General features: G+C 71.0%; 17 protein-coding genes. 7 read left to right on the top strand and 10 right to left on the bottom strand.

What is annotated here, in order from left to right:
• Positions 1 to 35: 35 nt before the first annotated feature.
• Positions 36 to 854 carry an MOSC domain-containing protein gene (locus tag ACQEUX_RS33265; protein WP_433056846.1) on the bottom strand — a complete coding sequence of 273 codons (819 nt, stop codon included), beginning with the start codon at positions 852 to 854 and terminating at the stop codon, positions 36 to 38.
• Between the two features lie 4 nt (positions 855 to 858).
• Positions 859 to 1,692, bottom strand: a complete 834-nt coding sequence (locus ACQEUX_RS33260) for an O-methyltransferase (RefSeq protein ID WP_433056844.1) — start codon at positions 1,690 to 1,692, stop codon at positions 859 to 861.
• Positions 1,693 to 1,830: 138 nt separating this feature from the next.
• Between ACQEUX_RS33260 and ACQEUX_RS33255 the strand changes: the two genes are divergently transcribed.
• Positions 1,831 to 2,916 carry an LCP family protein gene (locus ACQEUX_RS33255; protein WP_433056842.1) on the top strand — a complete coding sequence of 362 codons (1,086 nt, stop codon included), beginning with the start codon at positions 1,831 to 1,833 and terminating at the stop codon, positions 2,914 to 2,916.
• Between the two features lie 138 nt (positions 2,917 to 3,054).
• On the opposite strand, the gene ACQEUX_RS33250 is transcribed toward ACQEUX_RS33255, so the two are convergent.
• The 4 genes from ACQEUX_RS33250 to ACQEUX_RS33235 form a co-directional block, all read right to left on the bottom strand.
• Positions 3,055 to 4,509, bottom strand: a complete 1,455-nt coding sequence (locus ACQEUX_RS33250) for a sugar transferase (protein ID WP_433056840.1) — start codon at positions 4,507 to 4,509, stop codon at positions 3,055 to 3,057.
• 202 nt (positions 4,510 to 4,711) lie between these two features.
• Positions 4,712 to 5,878, bottom strand: coding sequence for an endo-1,4-beta-xylanase (locus tag ACQEUX_RS33245; protein WP_433056838.1), 1,167 nt, complete (start codon positions 5,876 to 5,878; stop codon positions 4,712 to 4,714).
• Complete coding sequence (locus tag ACQEUX_RS33240; protein WP_433056836.1) at positions 5,875 to 6,834, bottom strand: glycosyltransferase family 2 protein; 960 nt, start codon at positions 6,832 to 6,834, stop codon at positions 5,875 to 5,877. The genes ACQEUX_RS33245 and ACQEUX_RS33240 overlap by 4 nt, the downstream gene beginning before the upstream one ends.
• Before the next feature lie 525 nt (positions 6,835 to 7,359).
• Positions 7,360 to 9,360, bottom strand: a complete 2,001-nt coding sequence (locus ACQEUX_RS33235) for a trypsin-like peptidase domain-containing protein (protein ID WP_433056834.1) — start codon at positions 9,358 to 9,360, stop codon at positions 7,360 to 7,362.
• A 130-nt stretch (positions 9,361 to 9,490) separates the two neighbouring features.
• Here ACQEUX_RS33235 and ACQEUX_RS33230 point away from each other — a divergent pair, with 130 nt between their 5' ends.
• From ACQEUX_RS33230 to hutH, 6 genes are read left to right on the top strand one after another with little or no spacing between them, the layout of a single operon-like run.
• Positions 9,491 to 10,342, top strand: coding sequence for a MurR/RpiR family transcriptional regulator (locus ACQEUX_RS33230; protein WP_433056832.1), 852 nt, complete (start codon positions 9,491 to 9,493; stop codon positions 10,340 to 10,342).
• A 16-nt stretch (positions 10,343 to 10,358) separates the two neighbouring features.
• Entirely contained in the window at positions 10,359 to 12,014 is a 1,656-nt protein-coding gene (gene hutU / locus ACQEUX_RS33225) for a urocanate hydratase (protein WP_433056830.1), read from the top strand.
• Positions 12,015 to 12,069: 55 nt separating this feature from the next.
• Positions 12,070 to 13,272, top strand: coding sequence for an allantoate amidohydrolase (locus ACQEUX_RS33220; protein ID WP_433056828.1), 1,203 nt, complete (start codon positions 12,070 to 12,072; stop codon positions 13,270 to 13,272).
• A complete protein-coding gene (locus tag ACQEUX_RS33215) occupies positions 13,263 to 14,630 on the top strand; it encodes a formimidoylglutamate deiminase (RefSeq protein ID WP_433056826.1) in 1,368 nt (455 codons plus the stop codon). Before ACQEUX_RS33220 ends, ACQEUX_RS33215 begins: the two co-directional genes overlap by 10 nt.
• A gap of 2 nt (positions 14,631 to 14,632) precedes the next feature.
• Positions 14,633 to 15,817: an imidazolonepropionase gene (gene hutI / locus ACQEUX_RS33210; RefSeq protein ID WP_433057315.1), complete on the top strand. Its 1,185-nt coding sequence runs from the start codon at positions 14,633 to 14,635 to the stop codon at positions 15,815 to 15,817.
• The gene (gene hutH, locus ACQEUX_RS33205) at positions 15,814 to 17,352 is read left to right on the top strand and encodes a histidine ammonia-lyase (protein ID WP_433056824.1); all 1,539 of its coding nucleotides are present in this window, start codon (positions 15,814 to 15,816) and stop codon (positions 17,350 to 17,352) included. Before hutI ends, hutH begins: the two co-directional genes overlap by 4 nt.
• An 83-nt stretch (positions 17,353 to 17,435) precedes the next feature.
• Here the strand turns inward: hutH and ACQEUX_RS33200 are convergent, their stop codons facing one another.
• The 4 genes from ACQEUX_RS33200 to ACQEUX_RS33185 are packed head-to-tail and all read right to left on the bottom strand — an operon-like array spanning position 17,436 to position 22,512.
• Positions 17,436 to 18,590, bottom strand: a complete 1,155-nt coding sequence (locus ACQEUX_RS33200) for a polysaccharide pyruvyl transferase family protein (RefSeq protein ID WP_433056822.1) — start codon at positions 18,588 to 18,590, stop codon at positions 17,436 to 17,438.
• A 4-nt stretch (positions 18,591 to 18,594) separates the two neighbouring features.
• Positions 18,595 to 19,950: an oligosaccharide flippase family protein gene (locus ACQEUX_RS33195; RefSeq protein ID WP_433056820.1), complete on the bottom strand. Its 1,356-nt coding sequence runs from the start codon at positions 19,948 to 19,950 to the stop codon at positions 18,595 to 18,597.
• Positions 19,951 to 19,987: 37 nt separating this feature from the next.
• Entirely contained in the window at positions 19,988 to 20,944 is a 957-nt protein-coding gene (locus ACQEUX_RS33190; protein WP_433056818.1) for a hypothetical protein, read from the bottom strand.
• The gene (locus ACQEUX_RS33185) at positions 20,941 to 22,512 is read right to left on the bottom strand and encodes a hypothetical protein (protein WP_433056816.1); all 1,572 of its coding nucleotides are present in this window, start codon (positions 22,510 to 22,512) and stop codon (positions 20,941 to 20,943) included. The genes ACQEUX_RS33190 and ACQEUX_RS33185 overlap by 4 nt, the downstream gene beginning before the upstream one ends.
• Positions 22,513 to 22,558 lie beyond the last annotated feature (46 nt).

The following is a 22,558-nucleotide window of genomic DNA, read 5'->3' as shown; positions in this document are numbered from 1 at the left end:
CGGACGGTGATCGGCGCGTCCCCGCAGCAGACCGGTCAGGGCTCGACGATGACCGCATCGCCCACGGCGATCGGTCCACTGTCGGCCGGCACCAGGTTCAGTCCGAAGAGGAGCTTCCGGTTGACGTTGCGATACCGCCCGAGGGTGCGCAGGGGCTCCTTCGTGCGTACCCCGGTTTCCTGGTCCGTTGTGGTCACCACGCAGCGGTCGCACGGCCCGGCGGCACGGAACAACAGGTCGCCGATGCGCAGCACCCGGCCGACCCAGTCGTCCTCGGCCCAGGCCGGCGCCCCGTCGACGACCAGATTGGGTCGGAACCGGGTCATCGGCACCGGCTCCTCACCCGCCTCGGCCAGCCAGTCGTTGAGGGCGTCGAGGGAGGCGGTGTTCGCCAGCAGCAGCGGATAGGCGTCGGCGAAGCTGACCTGGTCGCCGGTGTCGTACTCGCGGGACCCGGCGGCCAGGTGGCGGGCCGGCCGGGCCAGCCACACCAGTCGGACCGGCCGGCCGAGCAGCGCGCCGAGCCAGTCGTCGGCCGCGGGACCGGCCGGCAGCGCGGGGACCGGGAGCTTGCGGTTGCGGAAGGTGCGCACCGCGACCGGGGCGCCAACGGTCGGCTCGGCGACGTCGAGGTCGGGCCGCCCGTCGGCGCGCAGCGACAGGCCCCCGGGGCGCACGGTGGCGCGCAGGCCGACCAGCCGGGTGGTCTCCCGCTGGGTGACGCCGACACCGTCGGCGTCCACGACCATCCAGCGCCGGTCGCCGGCCAGGCCCCACGGCTGCACGAACGCGCCGTCGTGGTCGAGCCGGTGACAACCCTTGACCGGGTACGTGTGGATCGATGTCAGCCGCACCCGGCTACCATGCCACGCCGATGCCGTCCCCGGGGTACCAGTGGTTGGCGGGGCTCTCCCGGTAGGCGAGGAACCGCCGGCCGGTGCGCTCGGCGTGCTCGGCGAGCACGTTGGTGCTGGTGACGTTGTCGGTCAGCAGGATCGCGCCGGGGGCGAGCTTCGACTCGACGGCGTCGAACTCGCGCTTCTCGTGCGCGCGGCTGTGGTCGCTGTCGTGCAGGAACAGGTCGACCGGGCGGTCCAGTGCGCCGATCGAGGCGATCGAGTCGCCGATCACCAGGTCGACGACCTCCGACCAGGGTGCGACCCGGGCGAGGTAGCCGGCTTCGGGGTTGATGTCCAGCGAGGTGACCCGGCCCGGGTGCCCCTCCTGAGCGTTACGCAGCAGGGCGGCAGCCAGGACGACACTGCCAAGTCCCTTGTCGACACCGGTCTCGACTATGTGCTTCGGGCGGGTGGCGCGGACGATCGCGTACCAGCCGATCCGCCGCGCGTAGTGGACCTGCCTGTCGGCGAGACCACGGCGGGCGGCTCTTGCGGTGGCCCGCTCGATGTGCTGACGCAGCACCTGGTCGGACTCGATCTCGTCGAGCCACCCCCGGACCTGCTTGACCGGCCGGTCGCAGACCACACTGACAAACCAGGCCAGGTGATGACGACTGAGCTTGGTCAGCTCGTACGTGTAGTTGTGGTGTTCTCGGGAGGTGACCAGCCACCGGGCCGAGACGCGCAGCACCTTGGCGTCGTGGCGGGCGACCCGGGCGAGCCGCTTGGGAAATGCGGCGACGGGGGCGAGTGGGGTGCGGGCGATCGCCCGTCGGAGCTTCGTTGCGTCCACCGGAGCTTCTTATCAGGCCGACGCCCGTTGCGGCAGGGGAAGTTGCCGTCAATCTTCCTCGACCGATCAACCCGACGGCGGGCGACGCCGACCGGACGAGGGTATTCGGACCGAAAGCCGAGTCAGTAACATCGCGCCATGCCACGTCACAATGAGACCGCGCAACCCGGCGCGTACTACTCGACCGGGACCGCCGGCCAGCCACAGCGGGTGGACGACGGCGAGCCGGTCGACCCGCAGCCACCCCGACGACGCCGATGGCGGAGGATCCTGCTGATCAGCTTGCTCGTGGTGACCCTGGTAGGGGGCGGAGCGGCGATCGCCGGCGGCCTCTACCTGCGCTCCGTCGAGGGCGGCATCGAGCGCGTGGACGCGTTCGATGGCGTGCCGGAGGAGGGTCGCCCGCAGGCGGCGGTCGAGGGCGCGATGAACATCATGATCCTGGGCAGCGACTCGCGCGACCCCGAGAAGACCTCCGGCTCGCGGACCGACACGATCATCCTCGCCCACCTGCCGAAGGACCGGTCGAGCGCCCAACTGATCTCCATCCCCCGGGACACCTGGGTATCGGTGCCCCGATCCGCAGACGGCAACAACGGCGGCCGGGACGCCAAGATCAACGCTGCTTACGCCTGGGGCGGCGTGCCGCTGATGGTGCAGACCGTGGAGGGGTTCACCGGGGTGCGCGTGGACCACGTGGCGCTGATCGACTTCGCCGGGTTCAAGGAGATCATCGACGCACTGGGCGGCATCAGCATCAACTCGGAGAAGGAGTTCACCTCGATCCACCCGCCGTTCCGCACCTTCAGCAAGGGAATGCAACAGATGGACGGCGAGGCGGCGCTCGACTACTCGCGCCAGCGCAAGCAGTTCGCGGACGGTGACTTCGCCCGGATCCGGCACCAGCAGCAGGTGATCAAGGCGATCATCGACAAGGCCTCCTCGGGTGGTCTCCTCACCAATCCCGGCAAGCTGAACTCGTTCCTCAAGGCCACCTCGAACTCGGTATCGGTGGACAAGGAATTGTCGCTGCTGGAGACGGCCAACCAGATGCGTGGCGTCCGCGGCAGCAACCTGACCTTCGTCACCAGCCCCACCAAGGGCACCGGCCGGATCGGTTCGGAGAGTGTCGTCCTGGCCGACACGAACCGGGTCAAGTCGTTCTACGACGCGGTGCGCCGGGACGCGGTCCCAGATATCATCGCGGGCGCGAAGAAGCCGTAGGTCCCCCTCGCCCGCATAAACACCGTCCCCGGTCGCTCTGGCTGGCGACCGGGGACCAGGGCCGCACAGAGCGGCACCAGGAACGCCGACGGGCGGCGCCAGAAGGCGACCGCCCGTCGGCGTTTCAAGGTTTCAGGATCAGTACGCACCCCGGCGGGCCAGCACCACGCTAACCGTCTTCCACAGGATGCCGAGGTCGTACGCGAGCGACCAGTGATCCACGTAGTGCAGGTCCAGCCGAACCGCGTCGTCCCAGGTGAGATCCGAGCGGCCGGAAACCTGCCAGAGGCCAGTGATGCCCGGTCGTACCAGCAGCCGCCGGCGCACATCGCCGCGGTAGTCATCGTCCTCGGTGGGCAGCGGGCGCGGGCCCACCAGCGACATCTGCCCACGCAGCACGTTGATCAGCTGGGGCAGCTCATCCAGGGAAAGCGCCCGCAGGTGCCGGCCGATCGGAGTGACCCGAGGGTCGTCCTTCATCTTGAAGAGCAGGCCGTCGCTCTCGTTCTGATGCTGCAGGGCGGCCAGCCGCTGCTCGGCGTCAGTGTACATGGTCCGGAACTTCCAGACCTTGAACGCGCGGCCCTCGTGGCCGATCCGGGTCTGCCGGAACATCACTGGACCCGGGTCGCTGAACTTGATGGCCAGGGCGATGGCGAGCAGCACCGGACTCAGCAGCACCAGCCCGATCAGCGCGGTCACCCGGTCCAGAACACTCTTGACCAGCAGCGAAAGACCGGAGATGGTCGGCTCATCCACGTTGAGGAGCGGCAGCCCCTCGATCGGGCGGACGTGGATGCGCGGGCCGGTGACGTCGGTGACCTGCGGAACCACCACCAGATCCAGGCCAGTGCCCTCCAACTGCCAGGCCAGCTTACGCAGCTCGTACGACTCCAGACCGGCCGGGCCGCACACCGCGATGGTGTCCGCACCCAACTGGTGGACCAGCGGTACCAGGTCCCAGCCGACGTAGACCGGGAGCGGCGCGGTGACCCGCTCCCCCGGCCGCGGATGGTGTGGCAGATGAATGGCGACCGGACGCAACCCGGCACCCGGATTGCGCGTCACCACCTCGTGCAACGCGAGAGCGTCCGGCAGTCGGCCGACAAGCAGCACCTTCTGCGAGGCCCGCTGGCCGACGCGCCGGAGTCGACGAAGGACCGCCCGGGCCACGAACCGGGCCAGCAGCGTGTAGACCAACAGGCCGATGATGACGGCGGCGACCGTCGCCCGGGACAAGTCCTTCTTGAACCCGAGCGCCAGGAACGAGACCGTGGCGGCCATGACGACGTTGGCCCGGACCACCCGCTTGAGTTCGTCGGTGCCGTGCCCCAGCACGCGCCGATCGTAGGCACCGGCGGCGACGAGCAGAAGCAGCCAGCCGAGCGGTACGCCGACATTCGCCACCAGGGCGAACGAGCTGACACCTAGCACCCGTTGGTCCCAGAAGCCGGCGTCGGCCTCGTCCACCAGGGCGACGACGGTACGGCTGGCCGCCAACGCCGCGAGGACGTCGAGCAGGACCAGCCAGGCGACGTACCGTCGGCGCCACGCGGCCCGCGGCACCGAACGCCCGAAGGCCGACCGAGGCATGCCGTTCGAGGGTGGTGTGATGACTCCGAGATCGGCGTCGAATCGTGGTGCCCTCTGCGACGTGACGGCACTGAGGATCTGAGTGTTGGCGGACACGACCTTCCTTTCCACATGGCCCCCGTCGGGAGATCGCGACGATGCACCCTATGCGCCGACGCACTCTCCTGCCTAGTGGCGGTTTGGTCGCACCTGGAACGACTGATCAGCCTGTCGACGATTGGCCGTTTGCTTGAAGTTCCTGCATCAGCGCCTGATGGGCCGGCTTCGGCCTGAGGTTCTGATCAAACAGACAGGCGGCTCCGTAGCCGGGGAAGTGGGCGGCGATCCAGCTGCTGCCGTCGGAGAACCCCCAGAGCGTGAACGACTCACAGGTGGAGACTGCGAGGCACGCCTTGAGCACGTGCTGGTACAGCAGTGCCTGGGTGACCAACTTCTGCGGCGTCTCCGGCAGCTCGATCCGAACGTCGAGTTCGGTGATCGCGACCGAGACGCCGAGAGCGGCGAAGCGCCGCAGGTTACCGGTAATGTCGGTGGGCGGCCGGCCGGAGCGCAGGTGGGTCTGGAATCCCACACCGTGCACCGGCACCCCGTGCGCCCGGAGGTCGCGGACCAGGCGCAGCAGCGCGTCGGCTTTCCTGGCCCGGCTCTCCGTCCCATAGTCATTGATGAACAGCCGGGCGTCGGGGTCAGCCTCGTGTGCCCAGCGGAACGCCTCGGAGATGTAACTCGGCCCCAGTTTGCGCAGCCAGATGGTGTCCCGCAGCGTTCCGTCGTCGTTCAGCACCTCGTTGACGACATCCCAGGCCCAGACCTTGCCCCGGTACCGGGCGGCGACGGTGGTGACGTGCTCTCGCAGCAACGCCCGCAGGTCCTCGCTGGACCATGAGTCGGTGATCCAGGACGGAACGCTGGTGTGCCAGACGAGGGTGTGCCCGTACACGGTCTGACCGTGCGCCTGGGCGAACTCCACCAGTTGGTCCGCCGCCGTCCAGTCGTACTCGCCCTGGCGGGGCTCAAGGTTTGCCCACTTCATGGCATTCTCGGCGGTCACCGCGTTGAAATTGGCGGCTAGCGTCTCGCGGTACCGCTCGTCGGATTCGAGCAGCCGGCCGTTGACGGCCGAGCCGATTCGGACGTTCGGTGGTGCGAGGCCACGCAGTCCCGACCAGACTGGCGCGGCAGACGCCGAACTGGACGGTGCCACTGCCGGCTCTGCCGGGGTCGCCTCGTGCTGGGACTGGACGATGAGCACGGCCCCGACCGCGACCAGCACCACGGCGGCCAGCGCGACCAACCGGCCCCAGCCCAGCAGCTTCCGCTCCGCTGGCGGGGCCGGACCATCGGGCCACCATCCTGGTGGCCGACTCACCTTCCAATGGCGGTAATCAGCCACTTGCCGATCTCGCTGACCGCACGCACCCCGACGACGGTCAGGGCGAGTCCCGGGATCCGTGGTCTGCTGTACTTCCTGATCATTCTGTGCCAGGCGACAAGGCCGGCGAGGCGACGTCGGCTGATGCTGCCGCCGTGCCTTTGGAACAGGACCACCGGGTGGTCGAGGCGCTGCAGATGCACGCCGTTGCTGAGCGCACGCAGCACCAGCTCGACATCCACCTTGATCGGCATCTGCTCGTCATACCCGCCGAGTTGCAGCAGCAGTTGTCGGTCGATGGACATGCCCGAGTGCTTGAAGGGCAGCCGCGGTCGGGTCAGCACCGACCAGAGCATCCGGCGAGAGTTCGGGTAGGAGGGAAGCCTGATGACCTTCGCCGACGTCCCGACGCGCTCCTCGTAGTCCGTGTAGACCCAGCGTGCGCCGGTACGGGCGAGGAAGTCGTGGATCCGGGCCAGACCGTCCGGGCTGAGCTCGTCGTCCGAGTCGAGGACGGTAACGATCCTGCCGCGCGCTACGCGCAGCGCCGCGTTGCGTGCCGCGCTGATTCCGGTGGGCTTCTGCCGGACGACCCGGATCCGCCGGTCGTCGAGCAGGCCCACTTCGGCCAGACCTTCGCGGACGGGTACGACGGAACCGTCGTCCACCACGACGATCTCGAAGTCACCAAAGCTGCCGGTGAGCACGCTCTGGATGGATTTCGCCAGCAGCTGCGGCCGGTCACGGACGGCGATGCAGACGGAGAACGCGGGGGTCACCGGTTCCACCGCGCGCATCAACGGGAGGGTGGGCGCGTCGATGCTCGGCGTCACCGACAGGTTCGGCGACATGACGGCCGGCATCTTCGGCTCGGTCGGCGCGTCGATGTTCGAAAGTCGTGGGCCGTACCCGGGCACGGCGTGGCTGCCGGCCGAGTCGCGCAAGGAAGACATCGGGAAGGGGGGGTGGCCCGTCACGGACGGAAGCCGTTTCGCAGCCCACCCCGGCCACCGGGGCGGCCGAACTCGACCGCCTCACCAGTTGACGCAGCAGCTTGCCTCAGCACGTCCATACCTTCCGCCACCCCCATGAAAGCCACTATCTGCAGCGACATTTGTCGGCGACGCGTTCGTAGGACCGGACCGTTCCTTCGATCGACAACAATGAAGATCCATCGCGCAACAACTGGGAGTATAGCGATCGTCGAACCAGCACACCACTATCCGTCAGACCGCTGCATCAGCGACGACACTGCCGAGATTCCGCTGCTCAGGCCGCCGATCCGGGACGGATTGGACACTCCGCCAAGCCAGCGAACCGCGGGCCACCTTCCGGTGGAATCTACTTTGGCCGAACGTCGGATCTTTTCTGGCGGCATGGTTTGCTTTGTCATAGCTACAACAGCGCGAAACGACCATTGAGCGGCAAGGCACTGATAGGTCGTGGACGCGCATCCCATCCAGCCACCGGGGCGCCCGTCAGCCGCGCCGCCGACGGATGAGCACAACCGTCAGGACGACGAGGCCGACCACCAGCACGCCGACTGACCCGGCGAGCAGGGGGCTGATCTCCGCCGGCCGCTGCTGCGGCGCGCCTTCCAGTCGCTGGCGTTCGGCGGCGTTCTGCCGGTACACCTGCGCGAGGAGATTGGCCGGCGCCGCGCCTGCCACGGCGTCAAGTCGGGTGACCGCTGTCGACGGATCTCCCGCGAAGTACGCGTCGAGCCCGCTGCGGTACAGCCGATCGGTGTCACTGAGCTCGTTGCGGACCCCGGCCTCGGCGAGCAGGGTCGACAGCGCTGCGGACGGCACGACCACCCGGTTCGCCCGGTCCGGTCGGGCCTGGTCCTGGTCGAGCATGCCGACCACCCGACCGCCCGGATCGAGCACGATCCCTCCGTGGGAAACGCGGCCCACGTCGCCGTTGATCCGGTAGATGGTCGCCGACCCCCGTCGACCGGTGTCCGTGATGGCCACCGCCTTCGCGCGCGGTAGGTAGGTGGCGGTGTGGGAGTCGACGTCGTCGGTGCTGAACCCCACCACCAACAGCGACGAGCCGGCCGCCAGCTCGCTCGGACCGAGTTCCACCGCGGGAAGCTTGTCTCGGGCTAGTTTCACCAGCGCAGCGTTGCTCCCGTCGGCAGCCGTGGCCGCCACCACCTCACCCGGGATGGCCGGCCCGTCGGTGACGTTGCTACGGGCCGCGTTCAACTGCCCGAACAGCTGGACGCCAGGTTCGCTACCGGGATCGACGCCGGTGAAGCGGGTCTTCCCCAGGTTTGTCGTGACGTAGCCCTGCACCTGCGCGGCCGTCAGTTTCTTCTCCCGCACGAGTATGCGGGCGACGGCGTCCAGGGCGACCTGGCGGACACTCTCCTCGGCCGGCTTGACGCAGGAGGCGCTGGTGAGCACGTGCCCCGTCGAGGTGACGAGGAATCCGCTGCACCGGCGGTTGAAGGTGATCGGCGTCGGCCGTACGGGCCTGTTGGTGGCGCTGTCCCGTAGGTAGCCGGTGAAGACCGCCTCCAGGAAGACCAGCGAGGGCGAGGCCACCGCCAGGGCGCGCTCCTGCGGACTGTACGGCGCGAACTGCGTCCACGGCCTGAACACGGGGCTCGAGGGTGAGGCCGTCGGGAACGTGGCACCATCCCCGATACTGGGCGACGGGGCCTGCGAGGGGTCGTCGTCTCCCGACATCGTCCAGGCTGCGACGCCCCCACCCGCCCCGACGAGCACCAGGACGAGTGCGACCACGATGGCCCACGAACCGGTGCGGCGCTTCGGCGGCGAAGGCTGGATCCGGCGTACCGGTGCGGCGAACGGGTCGGGCTCCGGCGCCTGCCGTGGCACGGCTGGCAGCGGTACGGGGGCCTGCTGCGGTACGGACGTCGGGTGTGGCTCGCGCGCGGCCCCATCGGCCGGCTCGGCATCCGCGTCGAGCTCGGGGTCTGCGGCATCCGACGATGGAGCGACCGGATCGCCATACAGCGCCCATGGCGCGTGCGGGACACCCGACGTCGGCTGAGGCGTTGCGGAAACCGGCACGCTCGAGGTCGGCGCGGGCGGTCCGGAAACCGCGTCCGGCGCGCCAGAGACCGGATGCGGAACGGCGGAGACCGGCGGCGGGACCGCCGAGACGGGCCGCGGCGTGACGGGTGCCGGATCCGTGGGCACCGGCTGGTATTCCTGGCCGAGCGCACGGAACAACCGCTCCGCACCCGGTCCAGCCTCGGCCGGATAGGCCACCCACGGTTCTGCGGCGGAGAAATCGGCGTATACGAAGGTGAGGCCGCCCGGCGCCTGGGACATGCCGGTAGCGGTGCTGGCGAAGGCTTCCCGCCAGCCCGGAGTGTTGACGGCTGCGGCACCCAGCACGGCGACCGTGACAAACCGGCCCTGCTCGTCGACGGCGGCCCACGCCTTTCCGGCGGGGCAGGTGCCCAGCATGTGGGTGAACCTGTAGGGGCCGACCGGCTGCATGCGCACTCCTCTACTGAACCGCCGTGCGGATAGTACAGAGGGGTTGCGACCCTGGCCGCCCGATGGTCGTACGGTCGACAGAGGCTAGCGGTTCTTGCTTCCTGAAAGTTTTCATGCATAGAGTCACCGCGTGAATGAAGGAGCTGTCGGGGCACCCGCTGACCGGGTGCTCGGCCTGTTCCAGGGGGTGCGGCTCACCCCCACCCAGCGCCGGATCGCGCACTGCCTCGTGCAGCACGCCCCCGCCGTGGCGTACCTGTCCGCCGCCGAGGTCGCCGAGCTGGCCGGGGTCAGCCAGCCGTCGGTCACCCGGTTCGCCGTCGCGCTCGGGCACGACGGCTACCCGGCACTGCGCCGCCGACTGCGCGACCTCACCACCGCGACGCCGGGCGGGTCGACGGACGCCGGCAACGAGATCCAGCAGGCGGTACGCGCGGAGATGGGCAACCTGGACCGGCTGGCCGGTCAGCTCGCCGACCGGGACCGGATCGCCGAGACAGGGCGGCTGCTCGCGGAGAGCCGCCCACTGCCGGTGCTCGGCCTGCGCGCCGCGGCGCCGCTGGCCGCGTACTTCGCCTACTTCGCCGCCAAGGTGCACCCGGACGTGCGGGTGCTCGACGACGGGGGCAGCCTGCTCACCGACCGCCTGGAGCAGGCGGCCGAGGCCGGGGCGTCCGCCGTGCTCGCCTTCGTGTTGCCCCGCTACCCCCGGGAGACCCTGGACGCGCTGCGCGACGCCCGCCATGCCGGGCTGACCGTGGTGGCGATCACCGATTCGCCGGTCAGCCCGGCCACCGAGCACGCCGACGTGGTGCTCCCCGCCGCGGTCGGCGCGCAGCTCGTCTTCGATCTGCACACCGCCCCGATGACCCTGGCCATGGTGCTGTTGCAGGCGATCTGCGATGCCGCGCCGGCCGACACCCAGCGCCGACTGGAGGCGTTCGAAGCCTCCGCGGCCCGCCGACAGTTGTTCCTCGGATGACCGGAGGAGACCAGAGATGACCCAGCCCGTCCGCGCCGCACGGGGCAGCCAGCTCACCACCCGCGGGTGGCCGCAGGAGGCCGCCCTGCGGATGTTGATGAACAACCTCGACCCCGAGGTGGCCGAACGCCCCGACGACCTGGTGGTCTACGGCGGCACCGGCAAGGCGGCGCGGGACTGGCCGTCGTACCACGCGTTGGTCCGCACACTGACCGACCTGCGCGAGGACGAGACGATGCTGGTGCAGTCGGGCCGCCCGGTCGGCGTCATGCGTACCCACGAGTGGGCGCCCCGGGTGCTGCTGGCCAACTCGAACCTGGTCGGCGACTGGGCGACCTGGCCGGAGTTCCGCCGGTTGGAGCAGCTCGGCCTGACCATGTACGGGCAGATGACCGCCGGCTCGTGGATCTACATCGGCACCCAGGGCATCCTCCAGGGCACCTACGAGACGTTCGCCGCGGTTGCCGCGAAGCGGTTCGGAAGCACGCTCGCGGGGACGCTGACGCTGACCGCCGGGTGCGGCGGGATGGGCGGCGCGCAGCCGCTCGCGGTCACCATGAACGACGGCGTCTGCCTGATCGTGGACGTGGACCGCACCCGGCTCGACCGTCGGGTGCACGACCGTTACCTGGACGAGGTCGCCGACTCCCTGGACGACGCGGTCGCGCGGGTGCTCACCGCGAAGCGGGACCGCCGGGCACTGAGCGTCGGGGTGGTCGGCAACGCGGCCGAGATCTTCCCGGAGCTGCTCAGCCGCGGCGTCGAGATCGACATCGTGACCGACCAGACCAGCGCGCACGACCCACTGGCGTACCTGCCGGTGGGGGTGGAGCTGGCCGACGCCCGTGACTACGCGGCGGCGAAGCCGGCCGAGTTCACCGACCGGGCGCGGGCGTCGATGGCGAAGCACGTCGAGGCGATGGTCGGCTTCCTCGACGCCGGCGCCGAGGTGTTCGACTACGGCAACTCGATCCGGGGCGAGGCACAGCTCGGCGGGTACGAGCGCGCCTTCGACTTTCCCGGCTTCGTGCCCGCGTACATCCGGCCGTTGTTCTCCGAGGGCAAGGGCCCGTTCCGGTGGGCGGCGCTCTCCGGCGACCCGGCCGACATCGCCGCCACCGACCGGGCCATCCTGGAGCTGTTCCCGGAGAACGAGTCGCTGGCCCGCTGGATCCGGCTGGCCGGTGAGCGGGTCGCCTTCCAGGGCCTGCCGGCCCGGATCTGCTGGCTCGGCTACGGCGAACGGGACAGGGCGGGCGTGCGGTTCAACGAGATGGTCGCCTCCGGCGAGCTCTCCGCCCCGGTCGTCATCGGTCGGGACCACCTGGACGCCGGCAGTGTCGCCAGCCCGTACCGGGAGACCGAGGCGATGGCGGACGGCTCCGACGCGATCGCCGACTGGCCGCTGCTCAACGCCCTGGTCAACACGGCCAGCGGCGCGTCCTGGGTGTCCATCCACCACGGCGGCGGCGTGGGCATCGGCCGGTCGATCCACGCCGGGCAGGTCTGCGTGGCCGACGGCACGGCCCTCGCCGGGCAGAAGATCGAGCGGGTGCTCACCAACGACCCGGCGATGGGCGTCATCCGGCACGTCGACGCCGGCTACGACATCGCCCGCGAGGTCGCGACGCGTACCGGCGTGCGCGTGCCGATGAGCGAGGGGCCGGCGTGAGCGCGAGGAGTGCAGCGCAGCGGAGCCCCGCAGTCGCGAACAAAAGAGGCGCCGCGTGACCGACGACCTCGCCGCCCGGTTCCGGAAGCTGTGGGACGAGATCGCGCCGGTCGGGCGCGACGCCGACAGCGGCGGCTACCTGCGGTACGCGTTGACCGAACCCGAGTCGGCGCTGCGACGCTGGTTCCGTGCGCAGGCCGGCGAACGCGGCCTGCCGGTCAGCGAGGACGGCAACGGCAACCTCTTCGCGCACTGGGGTGACCCGGAGGCCACGGACGCGGTGCTCACCGGCAGCCACTTCGACTCGGTGCCGCACGGCGGGGCGTACGACGGGCCGCTCGGCATCGTCAGCGCGTTCCTCGCCGTGGACGAGTTGCGGGCTGCCGGCGTCACCCCGGTCCGGCCGCTGGTCCTGGCCGCGTTCGTCGAGGAGGAGGGTGCCCGCTTCGGCGTACCGTGCCTGGGGTCGCGGCTGCTCACCGGGGCGCTGCCGGCCGAGCGCGCGGCCGGGCTGCGCGACGCGGCCGGGGTGAGCTTCGCCGAGGCGCTCGGCGACCGGCCGGCGGGTGCCCGCCCGGACCTGCTGGGCCGGTTCGGCACCTTCGTGGAGCTGCACGTCGAGCAGGGCCGCGCGCTCGTCGACGCGGACGCCCCGGTCGGGGTGGCCAGTGCGATCTGGCCGCACGGTCGGTGGCGCTTCGACGTCGTCGGCGAGGGCAACCACGCGGGCACCACCCGGATGGCCGACCGGCGCGACCCGATGCTCACCTACGCGTTCACGGTGCTGGCGGCCAACAAGGAGGCCCGGCTGCGTGGGGCGCACGCCACCGTGGGCCGGGTCGCCGTCGAACCCAACGCCACCAACGCCATCCCGTCGAGGGTGACCGGCTGGCTGGACGCCCGGGCCGCCGACCCGGAGACGCTGACCGGACTGGTCGACGCGGTACGCGGCAAGCTCGCCGAGCGGGCCCGCCGCGACGGTACGACGGTGACCGTCACCGAGGAGTCGGCCACCCCGCTGGTGGCCTTCGACGGCGGGCTGGCCAAACGGTTGGCCACGCTGCTCGACGCGCCGGTGCTGCCCACCGGCGCGGGCCACGACGCCGGGGTGCTCGCCGCGCACCTGCCCACCGCGATGCTCTTCGTGCGCAACCCGACCGGGGTGTCGCACTCCCCCGCCGAGGCCGCGACCGACGCCGACTGTGCCGCCGGGGCACGCGCGCTGGCCGGGGTGCTGGAGGAGCTGACATGCCGGTGACACCGACCCGCTGGCTCGCCGAGCACGCCTGGCTGCCCGAGCACGCCGAACCCACGCCAGACGTGCTCATCGAGGTCGAGGACGGCCGGATCACGGCGCTCACGCCGCTGGTCGGGGCCGGAGGCCCGGCCGCCGGGGTCGAGGTGCTGCGGGACGCCACCCGCCTGCCCGGTCTGACCCTGCCCGGGTTGTCCAACGTGCACTCGCACGCCTTCCACCGGGCGCTGCGCGGGCGTACCCACGGCGGTCGGGGCGACTTCTGGAGCTGGCGGGACCAGATGTACGCGGTGGCGGACCGACTGGACCCGGACACCTACCTCGCCCTGGCCCGGGCGGTCTACGCCGAGATGGCGCTGAGCGGGATCACCTGTGTGGGCGAGTTCCACTACCTGCACCACCGGCCCGACGGCGGCGCCTACGACGACCCGAACGCGATGGGCGCGGCACTGGTGGAGGCCGCGGCGCACGCCGGGATCCGGCTCACCCTGCTGGACGCCTGCTACCTGAGCGCCGGCGTGGACGGCCGGCCCCTCACCGGGCCGCAGCGGCGCTTCGGCGACGGCGACGCGGCCCGGTGGGCCGAGCGGGCGGCGGCGTTGCGGCCGACCGACCCGCACGCCCGGGTCGGCGCGGCCGTGCACTCGGTGCGGGCGGTCCCCGCCGACCAGCTCGGCACGGTGGCGGCCTGGGCGCGGGACCGGCAGGCGCCACTGCACGTGCACCTCTCCGAGCAGCCCGCCGAGAACGACGAGTGCCGGGCCGTGCACGGGCGGGCGCCCACCGCCCTGCTCGCCGAGCACGGCGTGCTCGGCCCGGACACCACGGCCGTGCACGCCACCCACCCCACCAGCGCCGACCTGACGTTGCTCGCCGACAGCCGCACCGGGGTGTGCCTCTGCCCGACCACCGAGCGGGACCTCGCCGACGGGATCGGCCCAGCCAGGCTGATGGCCGACGCGGGGATCCGGTTGAGTCTGGGCAGCGACAGCCACGCCGTGATCGACCTCTTCGAGGAGGCCAGGGCGGTGGAGCTGGACGAGCGGCTGCGCACCCGTCGCCGCGGCCACTTCGCGCCGGTCGACCTGCTGACGGCGGCGAGCGCCGCCGGGCACGCCGCGTTGGGCTGGACCGACGCCGGGCGGATCGCCGTCGGCGCCCGCGCCGACCTGGTCACGGTACGGCTGGACAGCGCCCGCACCGCCGGGGTGCCGCCGGTGGGCGCGTTCTTCGCCGCGTCCGCCGCGGATGTCGACCACGTGCTGGTGGACGGCCGGGTGGTGGTGGCCGAGGGCCGGCACCTGAGCGTGGACGTGCCGGCCGAGTTGTCCGCCGCCATCGAGGCGGTGACACCCGCATGAGTATGAGCAGTCTGCTGGTCGACAACATCGGGGAGCTGGTCACCAACGGTGCCGGCGAGGGCCCGCTGGGCATCCGCCGGAACGCGGCCGTGTTGGTCGAGGAGGGCCGGGTGGCCTGGGTCGGGCCGTCCGCGTACGCGCCGGCCGCCGACCGACGCGTCGACGCCGGTGGGGCCGCCGTGCTGCCCGGCTTCGTGGACAGCCACGCCCACCTGGTCTTCGCCGGGGACCGCGCCGCCGAGTTCGCCGCCCGGATGGCGGGTCAGCCCTACACCGGTGGCGGCATCCGGACCACGGTCGGCGCGACCCGGGCCGCGACCGACGACGAGCTGCGGGCCACCGTGCGCCGGCTGCGCGGGGAGGCGCTGCGCCAGGGCACCACCACCATCGAGATCAAGAGTGGGTACGGGCTGACCGTCGCCGACGAGGCGCGCTCCCTGCGAATCGCGGGCGAGACCAGCACGGAGACCACCTTCCTGGGCGCGCACGTGGTGCCCGCCGAGTACGCCGACCGCCCCGACGACTACGTCGGGCTGGTCTGCGGTCCGATGCTGGCCGCCGCCGCGCCGTACGCGAAGTGGATCGACGTGTTCTGCGAGCGGGGCGCCTTCGACGTCGACCACGCCCGCGCCATCCTGGCCTGCGGGCAGGCCGCCGGGCTGGGCGTACGGGTGCACGCCAACCAGCTCGGCCCCGGCCCGGGCGTCCAGCTCGGGGTGGAGCTGGGCGCAGCCAGCGTCGACCACTGCACCCACCTGAGCGACGCCGACGTGGCCGCGCTGGTCGGCACGGCCCACAGCGACGGGTCGGGGACGCGCACGGTGGCGACCCTGCTGCCCGGTGCCGAGTTCTCCACCCGGTCGCCCTACCCGGACGCCCGCCGGCTACTCGACGCCGGTGTCACCGTGGCCCTGGCGACCGACTGCAACCCCGGCTCGTCGTACACCTCGTCGATGCCGTTCTGCGTGGCCCTCGCGGTCCGCGAGATGCGGATGACCCCGGCGGAGGCGGTCTGGGCCGCGACCGCCGGCGGCGCGCGGGCGCTGCGCCGCGACGACATCGGTGTCCTCACCCCCGGCGCGCGGGCCGACCTCGTCGTCCTGGACGCGCCGTCCTACCTGCACCTGGCCTACCGGCCCGGTGTCCCACTGATCCGCAAGGTTCTGCTCAACGGAGTTCCGCAATGACGAACGTGACCATCCAGCCCACCGGAATCTCCGCCGACGACGTGCTCGCGGTGGCCCGCGGCACCGCCACGGTGGTCCTCGACCCGGCCACGCGGGAGGCGATGGCGACCAGCCGCGCGATCGTGGACGGCATCGAGGCCGCCGGGCGGCCCGTGTACGGCGTGTCGACCGGGTTCGGGGCGCTGGCCAACACCTTCGTCGCGCCGGAGCGGCGGGCCGAGCTGCAACACGCGCTGATCCGCTCGCACGCCGCCGGGGTGGGCGCCCCGATGCCCCGCGAGGTGGTCCGGGCCATGATGCTGCTGCGGGTCCGGTCGCTGGCCCTGGGCCGCTCCGGGGTCCGCCCGCTGGTCGCCGAGGCGCTGGTCGACCTGCTCAACCACGACATCACCCCGTGGGTGCCGGAGCACGGCTCGCTGGGCGCGTCCGGGGACCTGGCACCACTGGCGCACTGCGCGCTGGTGCTGCTCGGTGAGGGCTGGGTGCTCGACCCGTCCGGCGAGCGGCGCGACGCCGCCGACGTGTTGGCCGCCGCCGGGCTCAAGCCGATCCAGCTGGCCGCCAAGGAGGGGTTGGCGCTGATCAACGGCACCGACGGCATGCTCGGGATGCTGCTGCTGGCCATCCACGACGCGGCGCACCTGTTCGCCATGGCCGACGTGACGGCCGCGCTGGCCATCGAGGCGATGCTCGGCTCGGAACGGCCGTTCCTGCCCGAGCTGCACGCGATCCGGCCGCACCCCGGGCAGGCGGCGTCGGCGGCGAACATCTACCGGCTGTTGCAGGACTCCCGGGTGATGGACTCGCACCGCGACGACCTGGCGCACGCCGTGCAGGACGCGTACTCGATGCGCTGCGCGCCGCAGGTGGCCGGCGCGGCCCGCGACACCCTGGACTTCGTCCGCACGGTCGCCGGCCGGGAGCTGGTGTCCGTGGTGGACAACCCGGTGGTGCTGCCCGACGGCCGGGTCGAGTCGACGGGTAACTTCCACGGCGCGCCGTTGGGCTTCGCCGCTGACTTCCTGGCCATCGCCGCCGCCGAGGTGGGCGCGATCGCCGAGCGGCGGGTGGACCGGCTGCTGGACGTCACCCGCTCCCGGGAGCTGCCGGCGTTCCTCTCCCCCGACGCCGGGGTCAACTCCGGGCTGATGATCGCCCAGTACACGGCGGCCGGCATCGTCGCGGAGAACCGCCGGCTCGCCGCGCCCGCGTCGGTGGACTCGCTGCCCACCAGCGGCATGCAGGAGGACCACGTCTCGATGGGCTGGGCGGCGGCGAAGAAGCTCCGGACCGTCCTGGACAACCTGACCAGCCTGCTCGCGGTGGAGCTGCTGGCCGGCGTACGCGGCCTTCAGCTGCGCGCCCCGCTGGAGCCGTCACCGGCCGGGCGTGCCGCCGTCGCCGCGCTCGGCGGGGCGGCCGGCGAGCCCGGCCCGGACGTGTTCCTCGCTCCGGTGATGGAGGCGGCCCGGGCCGTCCTCGCCGGGCCGGAGCTACGCGCCGCCATCGAACGAGAGATCGGCTCGCTGGGCTGACCTCCGTCAGGTCGCTGTCGTCCGCCGCGGGTCAGGCGGCGGGCGGCAGCACCTTGGTCGGCCCGCCCGGCCGACCCCAACGTTCAGCCGGCGACGGCCCAGGGCGCTCGGGTGAAGTTCAGCTCGGCACGGTGGGCGAACTCCGTCAGGTCCAGCCGGGGCCGTTCGCCGCTGGAGAGAAGGTCGGCGAGCACCTTGTGGACCTCTGCCGGGTCCTCCGGCTGCGCCGGCAGCCGCCGGGTGACCGGCTGGCCGATCTCGTCCAGGAAGTCCGCACACTTGCGGTGGTACGGCACGAGGACGAACGGAACATCAGCGACATAGGAGAAAATTCCGCCGTGCATTCGCATGTGCAGGCCGATGTCGCACGTCCGCATCTCGCTCCAAACCGCCCGGACGCCGTCGTCAGCGGTGACCGTCCGCAGATCGCAGCGTCCTTCCAGGGCGGCCCGGAGCCGCTCGCTGGGCCCGACGTCTCCACGGACCGGGTGGGTATTGAAGACGAAGATCGTCACGTCGACGGGTTCGGCGTCGACGAAGGAGCGGATGCCGGCGATCAGCGCCTGCTCCCGCCGCCGCTGCTCCGGCTCGGGCAGGTCGCTGTCGGACCCGAGCAGCGTGACGCCGAGCCGGGCCCGGCCCGGTGCCCTCGGCACCGGCGCGGGCGCGACGTCGCCGAGCGCCGCGGGCAGGAGGCCGGCGAGGTCACCAGCGGGGACGACGAGGCCCGGATAGCCGATATCGCGGAGCCGCTCGACGGACGCGGCGTCGCGCACCCCGACATATTCGACATGCCGGAACACCTCGGCGAGCCGCTGCTGAGCGGCGGACGAGAGGAACGGTCCGACGGACACCCCGACCGCCGCGATGGGACGCTTCGACACCCTCGACCAGGCGGCGAAAACCTTCTTCTCACTGAACGGACCCATGTCGCGGAACACCGAGCCGCCGCCGAAGAGCAGCATGGTCGCGCCGCCGAGCAAACTGGCCTTGTTGAGCAGCTTCCCGGCCCGTCGCACCGGATCGAGCGACTCGAAGAGGGCCTGGCTCATCCCGGCACGGTCCGCCGGCAGGTCCACCAGCGGTGGCGCGGCGAACGTCGGCGCCTCCGTCCCCCAGTAGCGGGCCAGGGCCCAGTCGACGATGACGCAGAACGCGTTGTCCCCCACGTTCTGCATGCCGTAATACCCCACCACCAGGGGTCGGCGGGCCGCGCTCGACCTTCGGTCCACACTCACCGTGTCATCCCTTCGTCAGACGCCGACGGATCTCGGCCCAGGTCGGGAGCTGAGCTCCCGCCACCACGTTGCGTTTCACAGACGACCAGAACAGGACCAGAAGGATCGCCTCCGACAAGACCGTGGCCAAGGCCGCGCCGATCACGCCGAACGGCGGGATCGCGAGGGCCAACGTGCCAAGAAAGACGACCGAGCCCAGGCCCTGGTAGAGAACCTTCCTGCGGAGCAGCCCACCGCTGGTGAGCAACGACGCGACACTGGCCGAACCGAAGCGGAGCGGGATCGCGAGCGCGAGCAGCGCCATCACCGGGACGGACTCGTGGTATTCGGCGCCGAAGAGCAGCGGGATGGCGTACCGGCCGCCGACGGCGACGACGATACCGATCAGCAGGCCGAGCGCGATCATCCCCACCGTGCCGGCGCGGTAAGCGACGAGGACCGCCTCCCGGTCGGAGCGTGACCACCGGTGCAGCTTCGCCAGGAAGTACTGCTGGTAGACCACGCGGGGCAGCAGGTAGATCGCCGTCAACAGCGTCATCGGTACGGCGAAGACAGCAGCAGCCTGGACACTGAGGAACTCGGCGCTGACGACGACGCCCAGGTTCATGCCGAGCAGGTAGAAGAGACTGCCGAGCATGAAGGGCGCAGCGCCGCCGAGCAGGTGGCGCAACCGAGGCGGATGTCCTGGTCGCATGCCGCCCGGCGGGTAGCCCTCCAACGGTCCGCGTCCGCGGGCGAACGGAGCGATGACCACCGCGCTGAGCACGACCGTCAGCACAGCTACAAGGCCGTACCCGGTCGCCGCGGCCAGCGCTGAGAGCCCGGCGACCACGGTGAGTAAAGCGACGAGGAGTCGTCCGGCGTGCGGGACGAGTTGCAGCACGGCCAGCGGGCCGTAGCCACCGCGCAGTTGGAGCACTGAGACCGACAACGCCATGCCGGCCTGCGCGAGGATGACCGGCGCCAAAAGGATCCGCAGGCCGCTGATGACCTGATCGTCCCCATCCAGCAGGGCCCAGGTCACCATCACCGCGATCTGAAGGCCGGAACAGGCGAGCACCAGCGCGATCGACGGCCGCACCCAACGCACCGCCCGTGGTCCCTCACGTCCGAATCGCTGCAACCAGAACTCGGCGATGCCAAAGAGCGCGACCGGGCCGGCGAGGGTCATCAGTGACAGGACGGACATGAAGGCGCCGAACTGGGCCTGCGGCATGCTACGGGCCAGCAGTACCTGCGTCACGAACGCGATCAGGGTGAGCCCGACCTGGCTGATGCCGAGCAGACCGAGTTGTCGCAGCCGACGGACGAGCCCGCGCGAGCGGCGAGGGGGTGCGGGCCTGGTCTCGATCAGCGTCATCGGTCGACGGCCCGCTGACGTATCCGAAGGGAAGATCTCATCGGACCACCTCGGCCACGACGGCCGACCGCACCTGCTCAAGCTCGACCGCCGTGCGCCGGACCCACGCCTCCCGCACTGCGGCGATCCGCCCAGGCATGGCGGGGTCCGGCCGGACCGCCGTCCGTACCCCGGCGGCCAACGCAGCGGACTGGTTGGCGACCAGCGTGGCGAAACCGCCGAAGAGGTTCGTCGTGGTGTTGGTACGGGACAGCACCAGCGGCCTGCCAGCGCTCAACGCCTCGCACGCGCCACTAGGCTGGCAGGCATCCCGGTCGGTCAGCACGACCACGGCGCGGGCTCCGGCGAGCGCCGCCTCGTAGTCGGGGAGATCCAGGAAGCCCAGGCTGATCAGGTTGGGCAGGGCCGCAGCGCGCTGGCGCAGTGGCTCGGGCAGGCGGTGCAGAGGCGCGGTGGTAGCGAAGGTGATCTCGGCTGCCTCCTCGATCGCGTCGAAGAGCACATCCATCGGTTCGTCGGCGGCCGCGGAGGCCACCACAAAGACCCAGTCCCGCGGTGCGGCGGGCGCGATGGGTCGCAGCGGGTCGTGCACGACCAGGGTCCGCAGACCGGGGAACGCCTCACGGGCGAGGATGTCGGCTTCGTGGTTGTGGGTCAGCACGAGCCGCGCGCCGCGCAGGATCCGCTCAGTGCCGGGCACTTTGCGCCACCACGACTGGAACTGCCCGTTGTGCGCGTCCACGACGTACGGGACCTTGGCCCGGTGCGGAGCCAGCGCGGACAGGTGCGGCTGGGCCTGCGCGACGACGAAGGACGGCCGCCGGGACCGGATCAGGGCTAGGTCCTCGCGGCTGTGGGCGAGGTAGTCGGAGGGGCGCAGCACCTTCGACGTCGCCCGGTGCGGACGCCACACCAACTCGGCGCCGAGCGCCTCGGCGAGCACGTCGGAGCGCCGTTGATAACGCTTCCAGGAAATGAACATGGGGGGATTCATGAAGGGTCACCATTTCTGACTGCGCCGGGTGTCACGGCGCCGCGTGGATACACCGCGACGACCAAGATGTGCGAGAACAGGAACAGCCACATGAAGTACGAATAGGAAGTCGGCTTCTGGGTCACTGCAAAAACGGCCGCAGTGAAGTAGAGCACGACGAGCGCCCACTGCCCCTCGAAGGTGAGTAGTTCGCTGGTCGTCCGCCACAGGACGGTGCAGACGACCGCCATGCATGCCAGGCCGAGCGTGCCCCACACCACGAACACCCGGATTGGATCACTGTGGGTGTTCCATGGCTCGTAGCCCAGCCCGAAGAGCCAGACGTCCAGCGGCGCGTCCCGCCACGCATGGGAGAGCTGGACCCAGATTTCGCCCCGACCACGCATGAAGTCCTTGGAGTCGGGGTTGAGCGAGCCGATCTGCGTGACCAGGAACCGTGCCCGGGCCCACAGGAATGGACCCCATCGAATGAGCAGGACAACCAAGCCCGCTACCAGCAGCAGGGCCCCCGGGAGGGTGACCCGCAGGGGCAGCCGGCGGATCCACCGCAGCAGCGCTGGAAGACGTCGCAGCTCCATGGCCGCGACGAGAATCCCGACGCAGAGGATGGTCAGCCGGTGCGTAGTGACCACCGCGGTGCCGACCATGAGCGCGAGGAGAGCGAACCGAAACACCGGCTTGAGTCGCAGCCGGTCTCCGGCGACGTACAGGATGAAGACCGCGAAGATCAGCAGTCGGCCAAGTGACGCCGGGTGGAAGTAGCCACCGGAGGCGCGGCCGATGTTGCCACCGGGCAGCTTGAAGAAGAAGGTGTAGTCCACGACGCCCGCGACCTGGAGCCAGGCGATCACGGAGTGCGCCACGGCACCGAGCAGCACCAGTTGCAGCACCCAGCGGATCCGGTCCATGGCGAACCACCCGGGCTTGACGTACATCACCGCGATCAGCGTGATCGGCGCAAAACCGACGGCCAACTGAGCCGCCTGAGTCAGCGTTCCCTTGGCCGGCGGGACGTAGGGGCCGAAGATGTCCCGGAGGCCGGTCACCGCGAAATGGTCGATGAACCCATCCCGAGCGGGAATGGCGAGCAGACTGACCACCGACAGCACGCCCAGGGTCAGTAACGCGACCAGCGCGAGGATCATCCTCGCCGGGAGCCTGCGGGTCATCGCGAGGACGAGGACAAAGGCGACGAACATGAGAACCGCACCTGCGGTGCTCGCCACGAAGCCCAGATCAACGGTGTCCTGGGCGGTCTTCTCGCCGGGAATGTCGAACAAGGGCTTCAGGCCGATGAGGGCCAGCGCGGCTGCGACCAGGAACCACGTCGGCAGCTCCAAGCGGCGTCGCCGTTCGGGGATGCGGATCGGATCCGGCTCGGCGCGCAGGGACACCGGGCGGCTCATCCGGACGCGACCATTGGTCGTGGCTCGGGCCACCGCTCCTGCCCGAGGTAGCTGTGCACGTCGCGATCCTCCCCGCAGCGTCCTGTCGCCCGGCACTATACGCCAGTCGAGAACCGCTGAAGATCGCGTCCACCGCGCCGGACGGAGCCCAAAATCCGCCACCTAGAACGCCCGATGCTTTGGTGGGGGGAGCATCCGAAACGCCCGG

Source organism: Micromonospora sp. CA-259024 (assembly GCF_050936255.1).
Taxonomy (GTDB): Bacteria; Actinomycetota; Actinomycetes; order Mycobacteriales; family Micromonosporaceae; genus Micromonospora.
This window is presented reverse-complemented; position numbering and strand designations above follow the sequence as displayed.